Raw genomic sequence first — 19,997 nt, 5'->3', positions numbered from 1 at the left:
TGCAAAACTGACCAAAAATACAAACAGTTCGTAAAAATGCAATTTTACGAACTGTTTTTTTGCGTATTTACGGCATTCTTTTTTGTATACGAACTTTTAGACACGGAAATACGAACTATATTGTATAAGTTTTTTATCTATCTTAAAGTACATATTTTTGGACATCATATCTGATAAGATTTATAATATATACAAGGGCGGTCTGCCGATATAAGATATTAGAAGATTTTTAGGAGGGATAAAAGATGCCCAAAGGAGATAAGTTTATTGCTTTAACAATATATTTGAAGAAATGTGGGATGGACGAACTTAAAATGTCCTTTTCAGAAATAGAAAAAATAATAGGATTTAAGTTGTCGGATTCAGCATATTCATATCCGGCACAATGGTCTAATTCAGAATCACATTCTTTTGCATTTGGCTGGCTTAATGCAGGATATTTAACACGCCAAGTTAATATTTCTGAACAGACTGTAGAATTCGTCAGAGAGGAAGTATATAACTCAAGAAAGCGTGAAAACGTATCCAAGAGGGTGACGCAACCAAAGATGGCAACTCTGCCTGTGGCAGACGCTATACGATGCATTCGTACATACTTTAATGAAACAGTAAAGGATACGCATGGAAGATATTTGTCATGGCAGCATTGCTATAATGCATTTATTCTGAACAGAAGCAATGTGGACGAGAACACATTTGATTATCTTGCACTCCATTTGGCATTTTATCTAGCAAGTTGGGGAATGTATCGTGGTTCCTCTTTTCTTTTACAGAAGGACTATAAAGTTCATATTCCAATTGTAAAAATTATAATGGAAAAACAGTATAATCCGCTAGTAGGCATAACAGCTGAAGAACTTATAAAGAATAAAAATCTTGATCTGTTAGATGAAGTAAGTACTAGAATCCGCAAGGCATATGCAGAAGAGATGCCTTCATTTAATGGGGTAATAAATAATGCTACGGATACTTTGGTGACAAAAATTCTATTGGGTACACTTGGATGTGTTCCGGCTTATGACAGATATTATGTGCAGGCAGTAAAGCAATATGGCATTTCTACAGGTAACTACAATAGAGAATCTGTAAAAGACGTTGCTAAATATTATCTGACTTATAAAGATGATTTCGAGATTGTAAGAGCAGAGTTAAGTCTACATGGAGCAGAGTATCCTACGATGAAATTGATGGATATGTGTATGTGGCAGGTTGCTTTTGAACAGGACCACAGTAGAGTTAAAGACTGTGATGAATGTTGATGCAGCCGTGATACCGGATAATAAGACACTGAAGATTATCATAGGCATTAATAGTTTGCTAGTGTTCATTAACGGAATAGAGATTGAATATTGTCCTATGTGCGGACGTAAACTGTAGTACAGATTATTAAATGAATACAGCCAAAAGCCAGCCGTTTGCAACCGGCTGGCTTTTTTGGAGTTTAGCTTATAAAAAATGTTTGTTAAAAAAGGGATAGTAAGCGCTATTTTCGTTCCCACTCACATTTTTATAATAACATTAGTAAAGAAAATGTGCAAGACTACATTAGCCGACTGTTTTCATAAATCCGGATATATAATTTATGTAAATGACAACATAAAATATAAACAATTTATAAATTATTAGCACTCTCTATTGACGAGTGCTAATTTTAGGTGTATAACATAGTCAAGAACAAAGGAAAGGAACAAAAAGCAAAGGCTTTGAGTTCTTGAAACATCCCGGTTCCAAAGAAACAGGTTGACACAGATTTTATAGATTAAGAAGGAGAGATGACTTATGTTGATGCCTAGTATTTTTGGAGAAAACTTATTTAACGATGATTGGATGGATTTTTCATTTCCTGATGTTGACAAGGTGCTTTATGGTAAACATGCAAAGAACGTTATGAAAACAGATGTCAAGGAAACTGACAATAGCTATGAAGTAGATATAGATCTTCCGGGATTCAAGAAGGATGAGATTGAGGCTAAGCTGGAAAATGGTTACTTAACTATCAGCGCAGCCAAAGGACTTGACAAGGAAGAGAAGAATGAAAAGGATGGCAAGTACATCCGTAAGGAGCGCTATTCCGGTGCTATGAGCAGGTCTTTCTATGTAGGTGATGAGCTGAAACAGGAAGATATCAAGGCAAAGTATGAGGATGGTATTCTTAAACTTTCAGTTCCGAAGAAGGATCCAAAGAAAGTTGAGACCACAAAGCATATTGCTATTGAAGGATAAACTTAATTTAAGTTATTTTATGAGAAGTCGCACAGGCCTATGGTCTGGGCGGCTTTTTAAATTAAAATTATTACAATACGGTCACAGGAATGATTTGAATATATGGAAGCTTTGGGATGCAGCATCTATGCAAGTCGCAAGAACAACGGTTCAACGGATTTACGAGATTGCCAGGAAGAAAATAGCAGATAGCTGCCATTAAGAAGAATAAAAGACTATTCCGGAGAGGCGAGAAAAATGTAATTCTCGAGCTCACACTGATTTCATGTGGATTCAATCTTTATAAATTGAGACTATGAAGAAAAGTCTGTAAATAATAATCTTCTATGATAATGATTGAGCTGGAAGTTCCAATTTAGCGCTTCCAATTAATATTGTATAAAGTGGGGAAGCTGTGTGTGCCGGTCGGGCAGCCGGGGCTTGCATCATTACATAAAACAAGATGAAAATCATCATACGTATTTTGAGAAAATTGCGAAAAAATCCTACCATTTTGTGCAAAACCACATATTTAATAGAAAGATTCACATAAAGATTATTGAGAATATAGTATTGCGCCCTTAGAAAAATAGTACTATACTAAATTCGTCTGACGAATTCGGACTCGAGTATAAATAATAATATGATACAAGGGGCAAAAGGTATCATAATATAGGAGTATAATGAATGAAAACAGTCATTAAATATGAACTGACCATCAATAAAGCTATGAGGTCAGCACTCAGCTATGGAACTCCTGATGAACAGATTGATGAGTTTATCAGATATCTGGGAAGGCATATAGGAGCTGACAGAATATATATTTTTGAGGATTGTCCAAAGAAAAATATTACGAAAAACACCTACGAATGGTGTGCAGATGGTGTGAAGCCTGAGATTGATAATCTACAGAATGTACCAATGGAGCTTATAGGCTGGTGGTATGATCTCTTTGAACAGAAAAAAAACGTCATCATAGATGATATGGAGGACATAAAGGAAACACATCCGGATTCGTATGAGCTTCTCAGTGGACAGAATATACACAGGCTCGTTGTTGCACCATTCAGATACGAAGATGAAATCAGTGGATTTTTTGGCGTGGATAATCCGCCTGATACCGACAGTATGGGGCTTACACTGTTTCTGGATATGATGTCCACTCTGATAATTTCGATGATTAAAATACGCAATACACACAACACAAAAAACCGTAAGGCAAGATTTATGGGATATGCTGCTTTTGCGCAGATTTACATTTTTATTCATTACATCAATGTTCAGACACATCTATATGAGGTGATCAAAAACACGGATAATGGATTTCAGGATACTACAGATGGAAGCTTTGAAATACATATAAAAAAGCTGTTAAAAAATTGCTGCGCAAATGAATATCTGTCGAAAGAACTTGCATTCGTGGATATAGATACTATAGAGGAAAGGCTTGACGGAAGGTCGTCAATAGTCAGTGAATTTTATGGAACAGCATTTGGCTGGTGCCGTGGCAGGTTTATACCGGTTGATTACGACAACGATGGCAGATTGCTTCATGTCATATACTGTATAGAGAGCATTGAAGAGCAGAAAGAGAGAGAAAACAGTCTCTTAAGCATGGCACAGACAGACCTTATGACAGGAATTTATAATCGTGGACATGGTGCAAGCCTTATAGAACAGTCATTGCATAACAAGGTAAAGGGCGTGATGTGTATTATCGACTGCGATAAATTTAAGTCGATTAACGATACCTATGGTCATTCAGTGGGAGATGATGTGATTATTGCAATCGCCCATACATTGCAAAATATCTGCAGAAAAAATGATATTATCATGCGTCTTGGCGGTGATGAGTTTGCTATGTATTTTCCGGGAGTTACAGACAAAAAGAATGCCAATGAAATATTTGAAAGAATATTTAAACGTACAGAAAAAATAAACATCAAGGCACTGGGCGACAGGAAAATAACACTAAGCCTTGGAGCTTGCTTCTACGATGGAATAGCTGATATCAGCTATGATTCACTTTATTGCAAAGCGGATGAGGCAATGTATAAAAGTAAGAAACAGGGTGGCTTTTGTGCCACAATATATGAGCCGTAAAGTAGTATACATAGGGGGCAAATCACATGCAAAATTCCAAAGAAAAAACTCTTTCCCAAAGGATTGCAGATAGAATTATCAAATACATACTGGAGGAAAACCTGCAGCCGGGTGACAAGCTTCCTAACGAAACCGTAATGTGTGAACAACTGAATGTCGGAAGAAGCTCTCTGCGTGAAGCTATGCGAGCACTCGCATCACGTAATGTAATCACCATACGCCAGGGCTCCGGTTCATATGTTTCCGCCACTCCCGGGATGATTGATGATCCCTTCGGCCTGACCTTTGTTGAAGATAAACAAAAGATGATTAAAGATCTGATGGAAATCAGATTTCTAATCGAACCATCCATAGCTGCCATGGCCGCTATCCGTGCAGATGAGACAGATATCCAAAACATACTTACTGCATGTGAAAATGCCGAAAAGCTCCTTCTTGCAAATAAAAATCACGCTGAAAAGGATATAGCATTTCATACTGCTATTGCCTTAAGCAGCAAAAATATAGTTGTTCCAAAGCTGGTTCCTATCATCAACAGTTCAATTCCTCTGATCCGTGAGTCTGCAAAACTCACCATGCGTGATGAAACCATCGAAACTCATCGTGAAATTGCAGATGCAATTGCAGCCCACGATGCCGTCCGTGCCCACGATGCGATGTATCTGCATCTGATCTACAACCAGAAGCATATAAAATCCATAAATTAATGACTGTCCGGTTATCACCGGCCACACTGCGATGTGACCGGCAGTACTATATTTTATGGTTCTGGCGCTTGAAATAGTTGCCCAGCAACCTGTTTACGTTATACATCATAAGTCATTTTGGTTGAATGGACTATGACCTAATAGTTGTAAAGACATTGGAGAGGGTCTATAAAAACTACTACTATATAATACGATGAGAGATGTATTTATTGTATTAAAGAAATATATTTTTTTAACGTATTCCTACTTATATTATACTTCTTCATTAAATCCACTTGTTTGATAGATCTATCAGATAAATATTTCAAAATATCCTCTCTGAGAGCATTAGACATCTTATCAAGCTGACCTGTTTTTCTTCCACTCCTCTTATTACTTGCAGCAATTCCATCTTTAATAGACTGGGATATATAGAGACGCTGCTTCTCTCCTCTGTCTAGCTCCACTATGATCAGAAGCTTAATAATGCTTTCCATAGCAGTTTTGGTTACAATGTCCTGTTGCTCTGCCGTTGTCATCATTTGTCGAATGTAGTCGCTACTTACCGTTGGATTATCAAGAAATACCATGTTAATACCTCTGTCGAGCCATTCCATGTATTTCTTATAGCCATTTTCTGCTTCCCTGGTAAAACGATACAAATCCTTGAACACAACGGTGTCTCCAGTCTGTAGCAATTTATCCAATTTTTTAAATTGGGGTCTGTCTGTAAAATTTTTGGCAGATTTTTCCTCTGTAAAATCTATCAAGTATTCTATGTCGTGGTCTTTTGCATATCTCTCAAGCGATTTAATCTGTCGGTTGAAGCTCTGCCGTTCAGTGTCGGTTGATATACGTTTGTAGCTGTAGTAATTTCCCATATAAATGCCTTTCGTTGTATCAATTTAACTATAGTTATATTTACTTTTTATTATAGTGTCTGAATAACTATAAATCAATATAAAATAACATATTTTAATAAACTAATTAGTTGATAAGTTTAAATGACACTGTGTATTATAAATAAAGAACATTTGTTTGCTGTTTTAGTCAAAATGTGCTATAATTTAAATAAATTACTAAACTAACAAGTTTAAGAGGTACTCAAATGGAAAATGACAGTTTTAAGGCACAGGTATCTGCGTTTTTTGATACTGACGGACGAATACATCCACGCTGGTGCCGTTTTAAAAATGGTCTAGGTGAAGTTATAACTGTGGAATCATTGACAGTTGAAAGAGAAAATTCAGTTGATGACCCGATTCATCGAGCCTTTTTGTGTAGCACATATATGTACAATAGAAAGCGTTATTTTTGTTTATGTTATCATATATCATTTCATACATGGACTGTGGAACAAAGAATATCTATCGAAGAATATAATTATTTATTATCACATGATAGAAGTCAATTTAGATAACATGCTTATATACATTCTGAAGGAATAGCTGTATTGCAAATTCTAAAAATAATTTAAAATAAAGCAGTAGGATAGACAACTATATTTAAAATTTTAGAGGAGATGAAGAAAATATGGCAAAGCAAAATAAAAAAAATATGCATATGTGTCAAGTATGAAGGAAAAGATAAAGAGGATGCTGGAGAATGATGTACGGGCATCACAAAACACCGCATAGGTCAAAAAGCATGTAGAAAAATAGTATATATCATGATATAATTGGCGGTGTTCGAGGAGAGCGAAAATTTGAATTTGCGCATCTATAAGGTGGAATGTGTTGACAAAAAAAATGCAGTATGATAGTATCGTCATTAGAAAAAAGGAAGGCACATTTCGTGTAAGGTGAGGAAATGATTAATAGATAATTTAATTTAAGTAAGACACATATAGTTATTGAGCCTGTAGAAAATAGGTTTATTTTTGTGTACGCTTAAGTTGGATTATCGCAAGAGGCATTTCCTTTGCTTTTCCTTAGGGAAAGTAATAAAGGTCTATTTAGCGAGTCTATTTTTGCGTATGCAAAAAAGGCTCGTTTTTGTGTGTACAAAAATAATTGACTCGTGTTTCGAAAAGGAGGAACTTTATGTTACAGATAAAGAAATTAAATTTAACACATAAAAAAGACCTGAGAGTAATTCTTGATGATTTCAACCTTGTGCTAAATGATGGAGATAAAGCAGTTATCATTGGAGAAGAAGGGAACGGAAAATCAACATTAATGAAGTGGATATATGATCCATCGCTTATAGAAAACTATATAGAAGCGGATGGGGAAAGAGTAATGGGAAACGAACGTCTTGGTTATCTTCCGCAAGAGATGCCCGATGAAGATAAGAAAAAAACCGTATACGAATATTTTTCTGAGGAAGAAATATTCTGGGAGAAAACGCCAAAAGAACTGTCTGTTATTGCAGGGAAATTTGGAATAAAAAATGATTTTTTCTACAGTAGTCAGATGATGGGGAGCCTTTCAGGAGGAGAAAAAGTCAAGGTACAACTCATGCGGCTTTTTATTCGCGATGTTTCTGTGCTATTGTTAGACGAACCTTCAAATGATATTGACATTGCGACGCTTACATTACTGGAAAAAACCATAAATGAATGGAAGCATATTGTGCTTTTTATTTCACACGATGAAACATTGATAGAGCGTACCGCCAACATGGTAATACATATCGAGCAGATTAAGCGAAAAACAGAAGCGAGATATACCGTGGCCAAGCTTCCCTATAGAAACTATGTGGAGGAACGGCTTCATAAATTTGAACTTCAAGAACAGAGGGCACTATGTGACCGTAGGGAAAAAAAGATTCGAGATGAGAAATATCAAAGAGTGTCTCAGAGTGTGCAAAGCGCATTAGCAAATTGTTCCAGACAAGCGCCGTCGGTGGCAAAGAATTTGAAGGACAAAATGCACGCAGTTAAGTCTATGGAACGAAGATTTGAAAAGGAAGATGAAAACATGACGGAGATGCCGGAACAGGAGGAGGCTATTTTCTTTAAAATGGGAGACAAAGATTCATCTATTCCGGCAGGAAAAACAGTTATAGAGTATACTCTTGCAAAACTTACGACTAGGGATGAGAAAAGGATTTTGGCTGAAGACATTAACTTGAAAATAAGAGGCTCGGAGAAAATATGTATTATTGGCGCTAATGGAGTGGGAAAAACGACTCTTTTAAGAAAAATAGCGGAAGAACTTTCGCAGCGAGATGATATTAAGGCAGAGTATATGCCGCAAAACTATGAAGAGATACTTGATTTGGATATGACTCCTGTTGATTTTCTTGATAAATCCGGAGACAAGGAAGAAAGAACAAGAATTAGAACATACCTAGGTTCACTTAAATACACGCCAGATGAAATGGAGCATCCTATTCGGGAGTTGTCTGGTGGACAAAAGGCGAAAGTGCTTCTTTTGAGGATGAGTTTAAGTGGTGCGAATGTTCTTATTCTGGATGAGCCTACAAGAAATTTTTCACCATTATCCGGCCCGGTAATAAGAAAAATGCTCCGAGAATTTCCGGGGGCTGTCATTAGCATTTCTCACGATAGAAAGTATATTGAAGAGGTGTGCGATAAAATATATCAGCTAAATCCTAATGGATTACAGCTAATTGGTGATTGATAACAAAAAGGATGAAAGACTGACAAATTTCAGGCTTTTAGTGAGTTGGAAAGCATACAAAGATTTGAATTTGGAGGATAGATTATGGTACGTACAGAAGATGCATGTGAAATTATAAAATATGCTTTGCAAAACGAAATTAAAGTATATTTAGATGGCGGATGGGGTGTTGATGCACTTCTTAAAAGAGAATCAAGAATACACAATGATATTGATTTGTTTGTTGAACTGAAACATTATCATGATTATATTTATGTGATTAAGCAGCATGGATTTGAGGAAGTAAATACTGATTATACAACGGATGGTCATACTGTCTGGAAAGATGATAAACAAAGAATCATTGATTTACATTGTTTTGAATTTACAGATGACGGAATTGTTTATGAGGGAGATATATTTCCATCAAAAACTTTTTCCGGTATTGGAAAAGTTGGAGATATAACTGTTTCTTGTATTGAACCATTGAGTCAGGTAATGCTTCATTTGGGATATGAACACGATAAAAATGATGTGCATGATGTGATGCTGTTGTGTGAAACATTTCAAATAGCAATACCAGATGAATATAAGGAAAAGTAAAATTTCAGTTTTCAGCAGAGACTGAAAGCAATAGAAGATTTGAATTGACCGAGCTCTTTGAACGAGGGATACTTCTTGTCCGAAGGGCAAGAAGGCGGAACTGAGAAGAATTAAAACAATCGGAAGTTATAAGAAGTGGAAAAGGAGGACAAGTTAATGATAAAAAAAATAGCCATTGTACCCTATGTAACTAATGGGAGAAATTCACAGGTTGGACATGATGGACATTTTAATATTTTTAAAAAAAAGAGAAGTGCTGTATTAAAAGAAAATTTACAGTCTGTAATTAAAGCAAAAAATTGGGAAGCGGAAGTAATTGTTGATGTCAATCACGGAGATTTACAATCGCTGAAACGAGAAGGAGTAAACTTGTTTTTAATTCCAGAAGATATTGCTAGGTATATAGACTACAGCAGTGTTAGTAAGGATGAGTGTTTCAAATTAACACATGATGAATATGAAAGCGGAAATATAGATAGAGTAGTGAAATACATAGAAGAAAATTGAAACATAATCTCTTAGAGGAGCTTATCAAATTCCAGTCTTACGGAGAGATTGAAAGCAACAGAAGATTTGTAGTTGTAGAATTGTTATATTCAATTTTATTTGCAAAATTTTTTTGAAATAAGTATTGACTCCGACGTTGCGTAATAGTTTATGCTAAAGTCACCAAGTCAAGGGAGGAAATAGTAATGATGACAGTGCATGAAGTGAGTAAGCTTGCCGGAGTGAGTATACGCACTCTACAATATTATGACAAGATTGGTCTTTTTCATCCGACGGGATACACCGATGCAGGCTACAGACTGTATGACGATGCAGATTTGGAGCGCCTTCAACACATACTACTGTTTCGCGAATTGGAGTTTCCTCTTAAAGACATCAAGGCAATTATAAATAGTCCGGATTTTGATATAAGCAAAGCTTTGGAACAGCAGATAGAGCTGCTTAGGTGGTAAATATGTGTAAGGCATGGGATGATCACAAAAAGCTTGGCATTCAGGAGGGTATGAAGCAAGGAATACAACAAGGAATGAAACAGGGCATGCAGCAGGGCCGTCTTTTTGAAATTTACCTTTCTGTACAGGAGGGAGACTATTCTGCAAAAAGAGGTGCCGAAAAGGCAGAGATGACGCTTGATGAATTTGAAAAAGCGATGAGCAAAGCAGGATATAAAATACCAGAGCTGGTATAATAATCACAGAACGGTTATAGCAATAAAAACAAGGGTGTTGATATAGAGTATCAATGCCCTTGTCTTTTAGACAGAAATTTGATGACAAAATGTCCTCTCTGTGTTAAAATCAACTCAAAGCATTATATTTCTGTAAATACGACACCACAGCATATTTTTATCGGTGCGTATCACTTTGAAGAGGGCAGACCACTTCGCATTTTTCGACAAAGACATGGAAATTTTCAATGCTTTATGTTACCAGTTAATAGCAGGAAAATTGAAATGTCAGATGTGAAAACATTGCGAGAAAAGCGGGGGATGGGGATTTTGCCGGCTTTTATATAAGAGATTATTGTACACATCATATACGTGGAAATACTCCCATTCATCAATGATTACAGGATTAATTTGCTGAATCCACTGGAAATTACAGACTTTTCCAAGTTCGAGACAGGGCTCAGGCCATTGTTTGAGTTATTGAAAAATGCGTCAGATGAGGAAAAGCTGAATGATTTAATTACAAAAGACGAAACCTTTACAAGAGTTGACGTTGAGACAGTAGCAGCTATCAATCTGTTTGTAGGAACTGACATTAAGTATGATGAAAAGGAAGAGGTGGTAAATATGTGTAAGGCATGGGATGACCATAAAAAGCGTGGCATTCAGGAGGGCATGCAGCAGGGCCGTCTTTTTGAAATTTATCTTTCCGTACAGGAGGGAGACTATTCTGCAAAAAGAGGTGCCGAGAAGGCAGAGATGTCGCTTGATGAATTTGAAAAAGCGATGAGAAAAGCAGGCTATAAAATTCCTGAGCTGGTATAATAATCCAAATATATTTCACACAAACCGGTCTATCCGTGGTACAATAAGCCACAGAAAGACCGGCTTTTTAGAGTATAGCTACAATAAAAGAGGATAGACAAACAGATATGTACAAGACGAAAATAGATAATCTGGATTTAAAACAGATTGCTGACAGTGGTCAGTGCTTCAGATGGAAGAATACAGGAGAAAATGAATACACGGTAGTGGCATTTGACAGGGCACTTCGGATTAAGCAGGATGGGAATGAGTTTGAGCTGGACTGTGATGAGGCAGACTGGAACAATATATGGAAAAGCTATCTGGATATGGATACAGATTATGCGGGGATTGCAAAGCTTATAGCAGACGGAGATGACGCGCATCTGAAGGAGGCATATGCATATGGCAGTGGTGTGCGCATTTTAAGGCAGGATTTGTGGGAGATGATTGTTACATTTATGATTTCCCAGAATAATAACATTAAGCGAATCACAAACAGTGTGGATTTACTTTGCAGGCGGTGCGGACATAAAATAGACGGCAGTGCAGAGGGGGAAGAACTGTATACATTTCCCAAGCCTTTTGAGGTACCGGATGAGGTATTTGATGACAGGAGCATGGGCTTTGGCTATAGGGCACCGTATCTGAAGGAAATATATGAGTATGGTGCTAATAATCCTGACTGGCTTGATAATCTGCGCAAAATGAGCTATGATGAGGCGATGGAAAACCTGCTTACTCGCAAAGGAATTGGCAAAAAGGTGGCAAACTGCATATGCCTTTTCGGTTTGCATCATGTGGATGCGTTTCCGATAGATACGCATGTAAAGCAGCTTTTGGACAAATATTATAGTGATGGCTTTGATTTTGAACGCTACAAGGGTGTGGCGGGAATTATCCAGCAGTATTTGTTTTATTTTGAATTGTAGATTCTGGATAGATACATAGATGACATGTGACAATATGCATATGACATGTAGATAAAATAATATTAGAAAGAGAAAGGATAAACGATGTACGTTATAGTAGGACTTGGAAATCCTGACAAAAAATATGAGCACACAAGACACAATATTGGATTTGATGTGATAGATGCGCTTTCGGATAAATATAATATAAGTGTGACAGACAAAAAGCACAAGGCGCTCTGTGGCAGTGGAGTGATTGAGGGCATGAAGGTGCTGCTTGTGAAGCCGCAGACATACATGAACCTAAGCGGTGAGTCTGTTGCTGAGGTAATGAATTTTTATAAGCTTGATCCGGATGAGGAAATGATCGTTATTTTTGATGATATTTCGCTCGAACCGGGGCGTATCCGTATCCGCAAAAAGGGCAGCGCCGGCGGTCACAATGGCATCAAGAGTATCATTGCAATGACCGGCACACAGGGCTTCAGCCGTATCAAGGTCGGTGTTGGAGAGAAGCCGCAGGGCTGGGATCTTGCTGACCATGTGCTCGGGCGTTTCAGTTCTGAGGACAGGGCAAAGGTGGAGGAAGCTATCGGTCATGCGATGGATGCAGCAGTTCTTATGATGCAGGGCGAGACGGATAAGGCCATGAACATATATAACTAGACAGCGAATAATAAGTAATTGATATATTGACCGGTCTGCGATTCCGATAGCACATGCCAAAAAGCCTTGACGTAGCCCGCTACGCCTGCGTTTTTTGACATGCACTCTCGAAACCGCATCCTCGCTCAATGTATCAACAACTTAATTTTCGTTGTCTAGCTGGAAATCGACAAGGTGATTTTGAACAGACAGAAATGGAGAATTGAAAGTGAAAGCATTTACAGAGCCACTCCTTTCCCTTGCGGGCTTTGAGGAGATGACAAAAACGGCAGAAAAATCGTCCGGACTTATATCTGTCACGGGATGCATAGATGCGCAAAAATCACAGATGATATATGCCTTTGGAGGTCACAGGAAAAACAAGCTTATCGTGACCTTTGGGGAGCAGAAGGCGAAGGAACTGTACGATGAGTACAGTTTTTTTGACAAAGAGGTGGTGTATTATCCATCAAAGGATGTGCTTTTTTACCAGTCGGATATCAGGGGCAATCTCCTGACAGCGGAGCGCATCAGGGCTTTGAAGGCTATCCGTGAGCAGGAGAGAGTGACGCTTGTGACCACCTTTGATGCGCTGATGAATACGATGGCGCCGATAGAAAAGATGTGGGAAAACGTGCTTACACTTGAGCAGGGACAGCTTTTGGATTTGAAGGAAATTCAGGCTGCTCTTATCAGAATGGGCTATGAAAAAGAGTATCAGGTCCAGACGATGGGACAGTTTTCTGTCAGGGGTGGTATTCTTGATGTTTTTCCGCTGACGGAGGAGAATCCTATCCGAATTGAGCTGTGGGGAGACGAGATAGACACCATCAGATATTTTGACTGCGAGAGCCAGAAATCCATTGAAAATATTGACCGGGTGAGCATATATCCGGCGGCAGAGCTTGTACTTAGCGATGAGGAAAAGGCCGGGGGAATTGAAAAGCTTAAGGCAGAGGCAAAGCGTGTGTCTGACAAGCTTAGAAAGCAGATGAAGACAGAGGAAGCTCACAGAGTGAGTGTGATGGCAGACGAGCTTACCGAGGAGTGGGGAGAGCTGTCCATGTATGCGGGCATGGATGCTTTTTTGTCGTACTTTTTTGACGAGAGAGTCGGGATTTTGGATTATTTTAATCCATCGGACAGCCTTATATTTTTCGATGAGCTGACCAGGTGCGCAGAGCAGGGAAAGCTTACAGAGACTGAGTTTTCAGAGAGCATGAAGCAGAGACTTGCGATGGGATATATACTTCCGGGGCAGATGAACGGTCTTTTTACAGAGAAGGAGATAGTGGCAAAGCTTGGAAAGTATTCGTGCATCGCACTCGCTGCACTTGATAATAAAGCAAACGGACTGCACCAGCTGGGAAGTTATGGTATTCACTGTCAGAGCGTCAGCCCATACAACAACAGCTTTGAGCTTTTGATAAAGGACTTAAAGCGCTATAAGAAAAACGGTTACAGAGTCATTCTTTTATCCGGTTCAAGGACAAGGGCAAAGAGGCTTTCAGAGGATATCACAGACCAGGGAATCACATGCTTTTACACTGAAAACTACGACCATGAGCTTTCCGAGGGGCAGATTATGGTCTGCTACGGCAAGGTGAGAAGAGGCTTTGAGTATCCTATCCTAAAGTTTGCCGTGATTACGGAGTCAGATATTTTTGGGGCGCAGCAGAAGAAAAAGAAGCGTCACCGCACCTATGAGGGTGAGAAAATACAGAGCTTTACCGATTTGTCGGTGGGGGACTATGTGGTGCATGAAAACCACGGACTAGGTATTTACCGCGGCATTGAAAAGCTTGAGGTGGATAAAAAGGTAAAGGACTACATCAAGATAGAGTATCAGGGTGGCTCCAATCTCTATATCCTCGCTACCCAGCTTGATATGATACAAAAATATGCCGGAAAGGACGCAAAAAAGCCAAAGCTCAACAAGCTTGGCGGTCAGGAATGGACCAGGACAAAGAATAGGGTGAGAGGTGCGGTAAAGCAGATTGCAGGAGACCTGGTGAAGCTGTACGCCCAGCGTGAGCAGCAAAACGGCTATGCCTTCGGCGAGGATACGGTGTGGCAGAGAGAGTTTGAGGAGCTTTTCCCTTTTGATGAGACTGAGGATCAGATTCTTGCAATTGAAGCCACAAAGACTGATATGCAGAGCCATAAAATAATGGACAGACTGATTTGCGGTGACGTGGGCTATGGCAAGACGGAGGTTGCAATCCGTGCAGCCTTCAAGGCGGTGCAGGACAGCAAGCAGGTGGCGTATCTTGCCCCGACAACCATTCTGGCACAGCAGATTTACGATACGTTTTCGCAGAGGATGAAGGATTTTCCGGTGAATGTGGATTTGATGTGTCGTTTCAGAAGTCCGGCGGAGCAGAAAAAGACGATAGAAAAGCTCAAAAAGGGTGAGGTCGATATCATTATCGGAACACACCGTATACTCTCAAAGGATGTGCAGTTTAAGGATCTGGGACTTTTGGTAATCGATGAGGAGCAGCGCTTCGGAGTGACTCACAAGGAGAAAATTAAGCAGATGAAGGTCAATGTGGATGTGCTCACACTGACTGCTACACCGATTCCGAGGACACTCCACATGAGTTTAATCGGCATAAGGGATATGAGCGTGCTTGAGGAGCCGCCGATGGACCGTGTACCGATTCAGACATATGTCATGGAGTACAATGATGAGCTTGTCAGAGAGGCAATTAACAGGGAGCTTGCCAGAAACGGACAGGTGTACTATGTGTACAATAAGGTGCGCGACATAGCAGACATAACAGCAAAGCTGCAGGAACTGGTGCCGGATGCGACTGTTGCATTTGCGCACGGACAGATGAAGGAGACGGAGCTTGAGCGCATCATGTACCGTTTCATCAATGGTGAAATAGATGTGCTTGTATCCACGACCATTATAGAGACCGGACTTGACATCTCAAACGTCAATACAATGATTATACACGATGCGGACAACATGGGGCTTTCACAGCTTTATCAGCTCCGCGGACGAGTCGGCAGGTCTAATCGTACTGCGTATGCATTCCTCATGTACAGGCGCAACAAGATGCTAAAAGAGGTGGCAGAAAAGCGTCTTGCAGCGATAAAGGAGTACTCAGACCTTGGCAGCGGCTTTAAGATTGCCATGAGAGACCTTGAAATCCGCGGTGCAGGCAATCTGCTCGGCGCGGAGCAGAGCGGACACATGGAGGCAGTGGGCTACGATTTGTACTGCAAGATGTTGAGCGAGGCTGTAAAAGAGGCAAAGGGCATCGAGGATATCAGTGACAAATTTGACACGACCGTGGATATCGTAACCGATGCTTATATTCCGGCAGGTTATATCGCAAACGAATTCCAGAAGCTGGATATATACAAGCGTATTGCGGGCATAGAGACAGAGGAAGAGAAGGATGAGATGCTCGAGGAGCTTATAGACAGGTTTGGCGAACCACCAAAATCTGTGCTCAGCCTGCTTCGCGTGGCAAGGCTCAAGGCGCTGGCACATGCTGTATATATCACTGAGATAAAGCAGACAGGCTCATTGATAAAGCTTACCATGTTTGAACGGGCAAGGATAAATCCGGAGAAGATACCGGAGCTTATTGCCCAGCATAAATCCTCACTCAAATTCAATATGGCAGAAAACCCATATTTCACATTTGATTTAAAAAATGGCAGCGTGGCAAAGAAGCGGGATGTGCTTGATGTGGTGGAGGAACTGATTTCGCAAATGCGTAAGGAACTGATTTCGGCTGAATAGTTACCCGAATTTTGGAATCATGTAGCATATAGCATAGGAAAAGCCCCTTGCTTTACGCGAAATTGACGATAATTTACAAAGTTTAGAAAATGCTTGCCAGCAAGTCTGAAAAGCTCTATAATATACGAGCGATACTATACCAATTTTAAAGAGGATAGATATAATGAAAACGAAAAAAGTAATAGCCATGTTATTAGTTGCAACACTCTCAGTTACAGCTTTTACAGGATGTACAATAAATAAAAACGCAACAGTTGCGACATTAAATAAAGAGGATATCAAGCTCGGGCTTGTTAATTTTATGATAAGATACCAGGAGGCCGGTTATGATGACATGTATATACAGTACATGGGCGAGGGCTACTGGGACAAGACAGTATCAGGCAATGATACTTTGCTTGAGACATGGAAGAAAAATGCTATCGAGGAGGCTCATGAGCTTTACACATTAAAGGCACATCAGTCAGATTACGATGTAGAGGTTTCTGATGATGAGAAAAAGAAAATCAAAAAGGCCGCAGAGAAGTTTATGAAGGCAAATTCCGATGATGTGATAGACGAGATGAGTGCTACAGAGGAGATTGTCGAGGAATATTTAGAGCTTCGCCTCATAAAGAGTAAGATGTATGCTGCAATCATCAAAAATGCTGATTCAAGCGTGACGGATGAGGAAGCCAATATGGCTGCATACACCATTGTGAAGCTCGATTACAAGGGTGCATATGACTCTAATTACCAGTATCAGACATATACAGATGAGCAGTCAGCACAGATAAAGGCACAGGCAGATGCAGTGGTAGAGGCGCTTGCAGGCGGATCATCCTTAGAGGATGCAGCCAAGGCAGCAGGCACTACAGCCACAACAGGCACATACGCCACATATGTTGATCCGAATGCGGAGAAGACAGTTGATTCAGATAAGAAATCAGATGACACAGAGTCTACAGAGAGCTCAGAGTCATCGGACAGCAAGACAAAGGACAGTGTATACACTGCAAACAATCTTGATCAGAGCGTTGTGGATGCACTCAATTCCCTCGAGGAGGGACAGACCTCAGACCTCATCACCACAGACAGCACTTACTATATCGTAAGGCTCGACAAAAAGACCGATGAGGAAGCAACAGAGTCAAACAGAAAAACCGTAAAGGGCAATAAAGAGGACAAATATTACAATGGCATCCTTTCAGGATGGCAGGATGATGAAAAATGGTCTGTAAAGCAGAAGCAGCTTGACAAGATCAAGATTCACAATTATTTTACTACTACCAAGAAGGACGATAAGGCGGCAGACACAAGTGCTACAGAGAGCACACAGCAGTCAGAAAGCACCAATAGTACAGATACAGAGAATACTGAGGCAGTAGATGGAACAGAAAACTAATATTGTACTTATAGGCATGCCGGGAGTTGGAAAGAGTACCATAGGCGTAATACTTGCAAAGGTGCTTGGATACAGCTTCCTGGATGCGGATTTACTGATACAGGAGCAGGAGGGAAAGCTTCTGCACGAGATAATTGAGGAAAAGGGCACGGACGGATTTATAGAGGTAGAGAACCGTGTCAATGCCTCTATCAGGGCTGATAGGGCCATTATAGCTACAGGCGGTTCGGTTGTATACGGAAAAGAGGCCATGGAGCATCTTAAGGAGATAGGCAGAGTTGTGTATCTCAAGGTTTCTTATGCTATTTTGGAAAAACGACTTGCAGATATAAAGGGTAGAGGTGTAGTATTAAAGGAAGGGCAGACTTTAGAGACCCTTTTTGAGGAGCGCTCAAAATTGTATGAGCAGTATGCAGACATCGAGGTTTCCGAGGAGGGGCTTGATGTGGAGCAGACAGTAGAGAAGCTGGTAGAGGCACTTGAATTATAGTGCTTATTTATCGTGATATGATTAGATAATAGTAGCTGCTGCGTCATTTATTAAAAGCAGCACCGGCACAAATGGCGGCTTAAATACGTCGTCATAAATGAAATTTGTAGTTGGATGTATAACAATAGTGTAAATTGAGAATAGTATATTAGGAGGAAGTATACTCCTGAATTCATAGAGGTGGAATATGGAACAGTACGTAATCAAAGGTGGAAATCCTTTATACGGTGAAGTTGAGATTGGTGGGGCTAAAAATGCTGCGCTTGCTATTTTGGCTGCTGCCATAATGACAGACGAGACTGTAACAATAGATAATTTGCCAAATGTAAGGGATATCAATGTCTTACTTCAGGCAATCGAAGAAATCGGCGCACATGTGGAGCGCGTGGATATACACAAGGTAAAGATAAACGGTTCATTTATCAGGGGCGTAAATGTCGATAATGAATTCATCAGACGAATCAGGGCATCATATTATTTAATTGGTGCATTACTTGGAAAATACAAGCATGCAGAGGTTGCGCTTCCGGGAGGCTGTGATATCGGAAGCAGGCCGATTGACCTTCATATGAAGGGCTTCCGCTCCATGGGAGCGGACATAGACATAGCTCATGGCCTTGTCATCGCCAGGGCAAAGGAGCTTAAGGGCACACACATATATATGGATAAGGTTTCTGTAGGTGCCACAATCAATATCATGATGGCTGCAGCCATGGCAGATGGCAAGACTGTTATCGAGAATGCGGCTAAGGAGCCTCATGTCGTTGACGTGGCAAACTTCTTAAATAGCATGGGAGCAAATATCAGGGGCGCAGGAACCGATGTCATCAGAATTGTAGGTGTGGAGAAATTACATGCTACAGAGTATTCTGTCATTCCGGATCAGATTGAGGCCGGTACATTCATGTTTGCAGTTGCGGCAGCAGGAGGCAACGTGCTGGTAAAGGATGTCATTCCAAAGCATCTTGAGGCCACCACAGCAAAGCTTTTGGAGGTGGGCTGCCAGGTAGAGGAGTTTGATGACTCAGTCAGAGTAATATCAGACGGACATTTAAAGCATACACAGGTCACCACACTTCCATATCCGGGCTTCCCGACAGATATGCAGCCACAGATGGCGGTGCTTTTGGGTATCGCTGAGGGCACCAGTACAGTGACAGAGAGCATATTTGAGAATCGTTTCAAGTATGTTGACGAGCTCACCAGAATGGGAGCTGATATAAAGGTAGAGAGCAATATAGCAATCATCAGCGGTGTGAAAAGATACACAGGTGCCAGAGTGAATGCACCTGACCTAAGAGCAGGAGCTGCACTGGTTATAGCAGGTCTTGCAGCAGAGGGCATCACAGTGGTTGATGATATCTACTATATCCAGAGAGGCTATGAGGCACTCGAGGAGAAGCTTACAAAGATTGGCGCAAAGATTGCCAGGGTAGAGGATGAGAAGGAGCTTCAGAAGTTCATACTCAAGGTATCGTAATAGATAGGTATATATAAAATAAGAACCGGCAGCATCTTACTGTAGATGTACGGTTCTTATTTTTGGTTATTTTATAATTTTTTTGAGTAACTACTCCGTAACCCTTTTTTCAAAAACAAAAGCAGGAACTTTGTATTGTACTTTGTAAAACCTTCACTCTCAAAGCTTGATATGACAGCGAACGGA

17 protein-coding genes and 1 pseudogene are annotated in these 19,997 nt (G+C 40.1%); 17 read left to right on the top strand and 1 reads right to left on the bottom strand.

Features of this window, described 5'->3' with window-relative positions:
- The first annotated feature begins 245 nt into the window (after positions 1–245).
- The 4 genes from ACTQ1L_RS02450 (at position 246) to ACTQ1L_RS02435 (ending at position 5,012) form a co-directional block, all read left to right on the top strand.
- Complete coding sequence (locus tag ACTQ1L_RS02450) at positions 246–1,259, top strand: DUF7662 domain-containing protein (protein WP_441365331.1); 1,014 nt, start codon at positions 246–248, stop codon at positions 1,257–1,259.
- A gap of 520 nt (positions 1,260–1,779) precedes the next feature.
- Positions 1,780–2,223, top strand: coding sequence for an Hsp20/alpha crystallin family protein (locus ACTQ1L_RS02445; RefSeq protein WP_321111536.1), 444 nt, complete (start codon positions 1,780–1,782; stop codon positions 2,221–2,223).
- Positions 2,224–2,889: 666 nt separating this feature from the next.
- Positions 2,890–4,305 (top strand): sensor domain-containing diguanylate cyclase, encoded by a 1,416-nt coding sequence (locus ACTQ1L_RS02440; RefSeq protein ID WP_441365330.1) that lies wholly within the window; start codon positions 2,890–2,892, stop codon positions 4,303–4,305.
- A 26-nt stretch (positions 4,306–4,331) separates the two neighbouring features.
- Positions 4,332–5,012: a FadR/GntR family transcriptional regulator gene (locus tag ACTQ1L_RS02435; RefSeq protein WP_321111532.1), complete on the top strand. Its 681-nt coding sequence runs from the start codon at positions 4,332–4,334 to the stop codon at positions 5,010–5,012.
- Between the two features lie 206 nt (positions 5,013–5,218).
- Here ACTQ1L_RS02435 and ACTQ1L_RS02430 read toward each other — a convergent pair whose 3' ends face one another.
- Positions 5,219–5,872 carry a recombinase family protein gene (locus ACTQ1L_RS02430; RefSeq protein WP_441365329.1) on the bottom strand — a complete coding sequence of 218 codons (654 nt, stop codon included), beginning with the start codon at positions 5,870–5,872 and terminating at the stop codon, positions 5,219–5,221.
- Positions 5,873–6,099: 227 nt separating this feature from the next.
- On the opposite strand from ACTQ1L_RS02430, the gene ACTQ1L_RS02425 reads away from it, so the two are divergent.
- The 13 genes and pseudogenes from ACTQ1L_RS02425 (at position 6,100) to ACTQ1L_RS02365 (ending at position 19,811) form a co-directional block, all read left to right on the top strand.
- Entirely contained in the window at positions 6,100–6,411 is a 312-nt protein-coding gene (locus ACTQ1L_RS02425; RefSeq protein WP_441365328.1) for a hypothetical protein, read from the top strand.
- Between the two features lie 622 nt (positions 6,412–7,033).
- Complete coding sequence (locus ACTQ1L_RS02420; RefSeq protein WP_441079823.1) at positions 7,034–8,578, top strand: ATP-binding cassette domain-containing protein; 1,545 nt, start codon at positions 7,034–7,036, stop codon at positions 8,576–8,578.
- An 84-nt stretch (positions 8,579–8,662) separates the two neighbouring features.
- Positions 8,663–9,160, top strand: coding sequence for a nucleotidyltransferase domain-containing protein (locus tag ACTQ1L_RS02415; RefSeq protein ID WP_009247521.1), 498 nt, complete (start codon positions 8,663–8,665; stop codon positions 9,158–9,160).
- Positions 9,161–9,316: 156 nt separating this feature from the next.
- Positions 9,317–9,667 (top strand): hypothetical protein, encoded by a 351-nt coding sequence (locus ACTQ1L_RS02410; RefSeq protein WP_148873226.1) that lies wholly within the window; start codon positions 9,317–9,319, stop codon positions 9,665–9,667.
- Between the two features lie 185 nt (positions 9,668–9,852).
- Positions 9,853–10,110: pseudogene (locus ACTQ1L_RS02405) on the top strand (MerR family transcriptional regulator); the annotation flags it as partial.
- A gap of 11 nt (positions 10,111–10,121) precedes the next feature.
- The gene (locus tag ACTQ1L_RS02400) at positions 10,122–10,355 is read left to right on the top strand and encodes a hypothetical protein (RefSeq protein ID WP_441365327.1); all 234 of its coding nucleotides are present in this window, start codon (positions 10,122–10,124) and stop codon (positions 10,353–10,355) included.
- A gap of 390 nt (positions 10,356–10,745) precedes the next feature.
- Positions 10,746–11,159: a hypothetical protein gene (locus ACTQ1L_RS02395; protein ID WP_441365326.1), complete on the top strand. Its 414-nt coding sequence runs from the start codon at positions 10,746–10,748 to the stop codon at positions 11,157–11,159.
- A 107-nt stretch (positions 11,160–11,266) separates the two neighbouring features.
- Positions 11,267–12,070, top strand: coding sequence for a DNA-3-methyladenine glycosylase family protein (locus ACTQ1L_RS02390; RefSeq protein WP_441365325.1), 804 nt, complete (start codon positions 11,267–11,269; stop codon positions 12,068–12,070).
- Between the two features lie 84 nt (positions 12,071–12,154).
- Positions 12,155–12,715, top strand: a complete 561-nt coding sequence (gene pth, locus ACTQ1L_RS02385) for an aminoacyl-tRNA hydrolase (RefSeq protein ID WP_441365324.1) — start codon at positions 12,155–12,157, stop codon at positions 12,713–12,715.
- Positions 12,716–12,923: 208 nt separating this feature from the next.
- Entirely contained in the window at positions 12,924–16,457 is a 3,534-nt protein-coding gene (gene mfd / locus ACTQ1L_RS02380) for a transcription-repair coupling factor (protein ID WP_441365323.1), read from the top strand.
- 163 nt (positions 16,458–16,620) lie between these two features.
- Positions 16,621–17,841 (top strand): peptidyl-prolyl cis-trans isomerase, encoded by a 1,221-nt coding sequence (locus ACTQ1L_RS02375; protein WP_441365322.1) that lies wholly within the window; start codon positions 16,621–16,623, stop codon positions 17,839–17,841.
- On the top strand, positions 17,825–18,331 hold the full coding sequence (locus ACTQ1L_RS02370; RefSeq protein ID WP_321110563.1) for a shikimate kinase: 507 nt from the start codon (positions 17,825–17,827) through the stop codon (positions 18,329–18,331). Before ACTQ1L_RS02375 ends, ACTQ1L_RS02370 begins: the two co-directional genes overlap by 17 nt.
- 187 nt (positions 18,332–18,518) lie before the next feature.
- Complete coding sequence (locus tag ACTQ1L_RS02365; RefSeq protein WP_308499323.1) at positions 18,519–19,811, top strand: UDP-N-acetylglucosamine 1-carboxyvinyltransferase; 1,293 nt, start codon at positions 18,519–18,521, stop codon at positions 19,809–19,811.
- Positions 19,812–19,997 lie beyond the last annotated feature (186 nt).

This window comes from Agathobacter sp. LCP21S3_B2, assembly GCF_052118705.1.
Taxonomy (GTDB): Bacteria; Bacillota; Clostridia; order Lachnospirales; family Lachnospiraceae; genus Roseburia.
The sequence above is the reverse complement of the archived record's forward strand: the minus strand, read 5'-3'. Positions and strand labels throughout refer to the sequence as shown.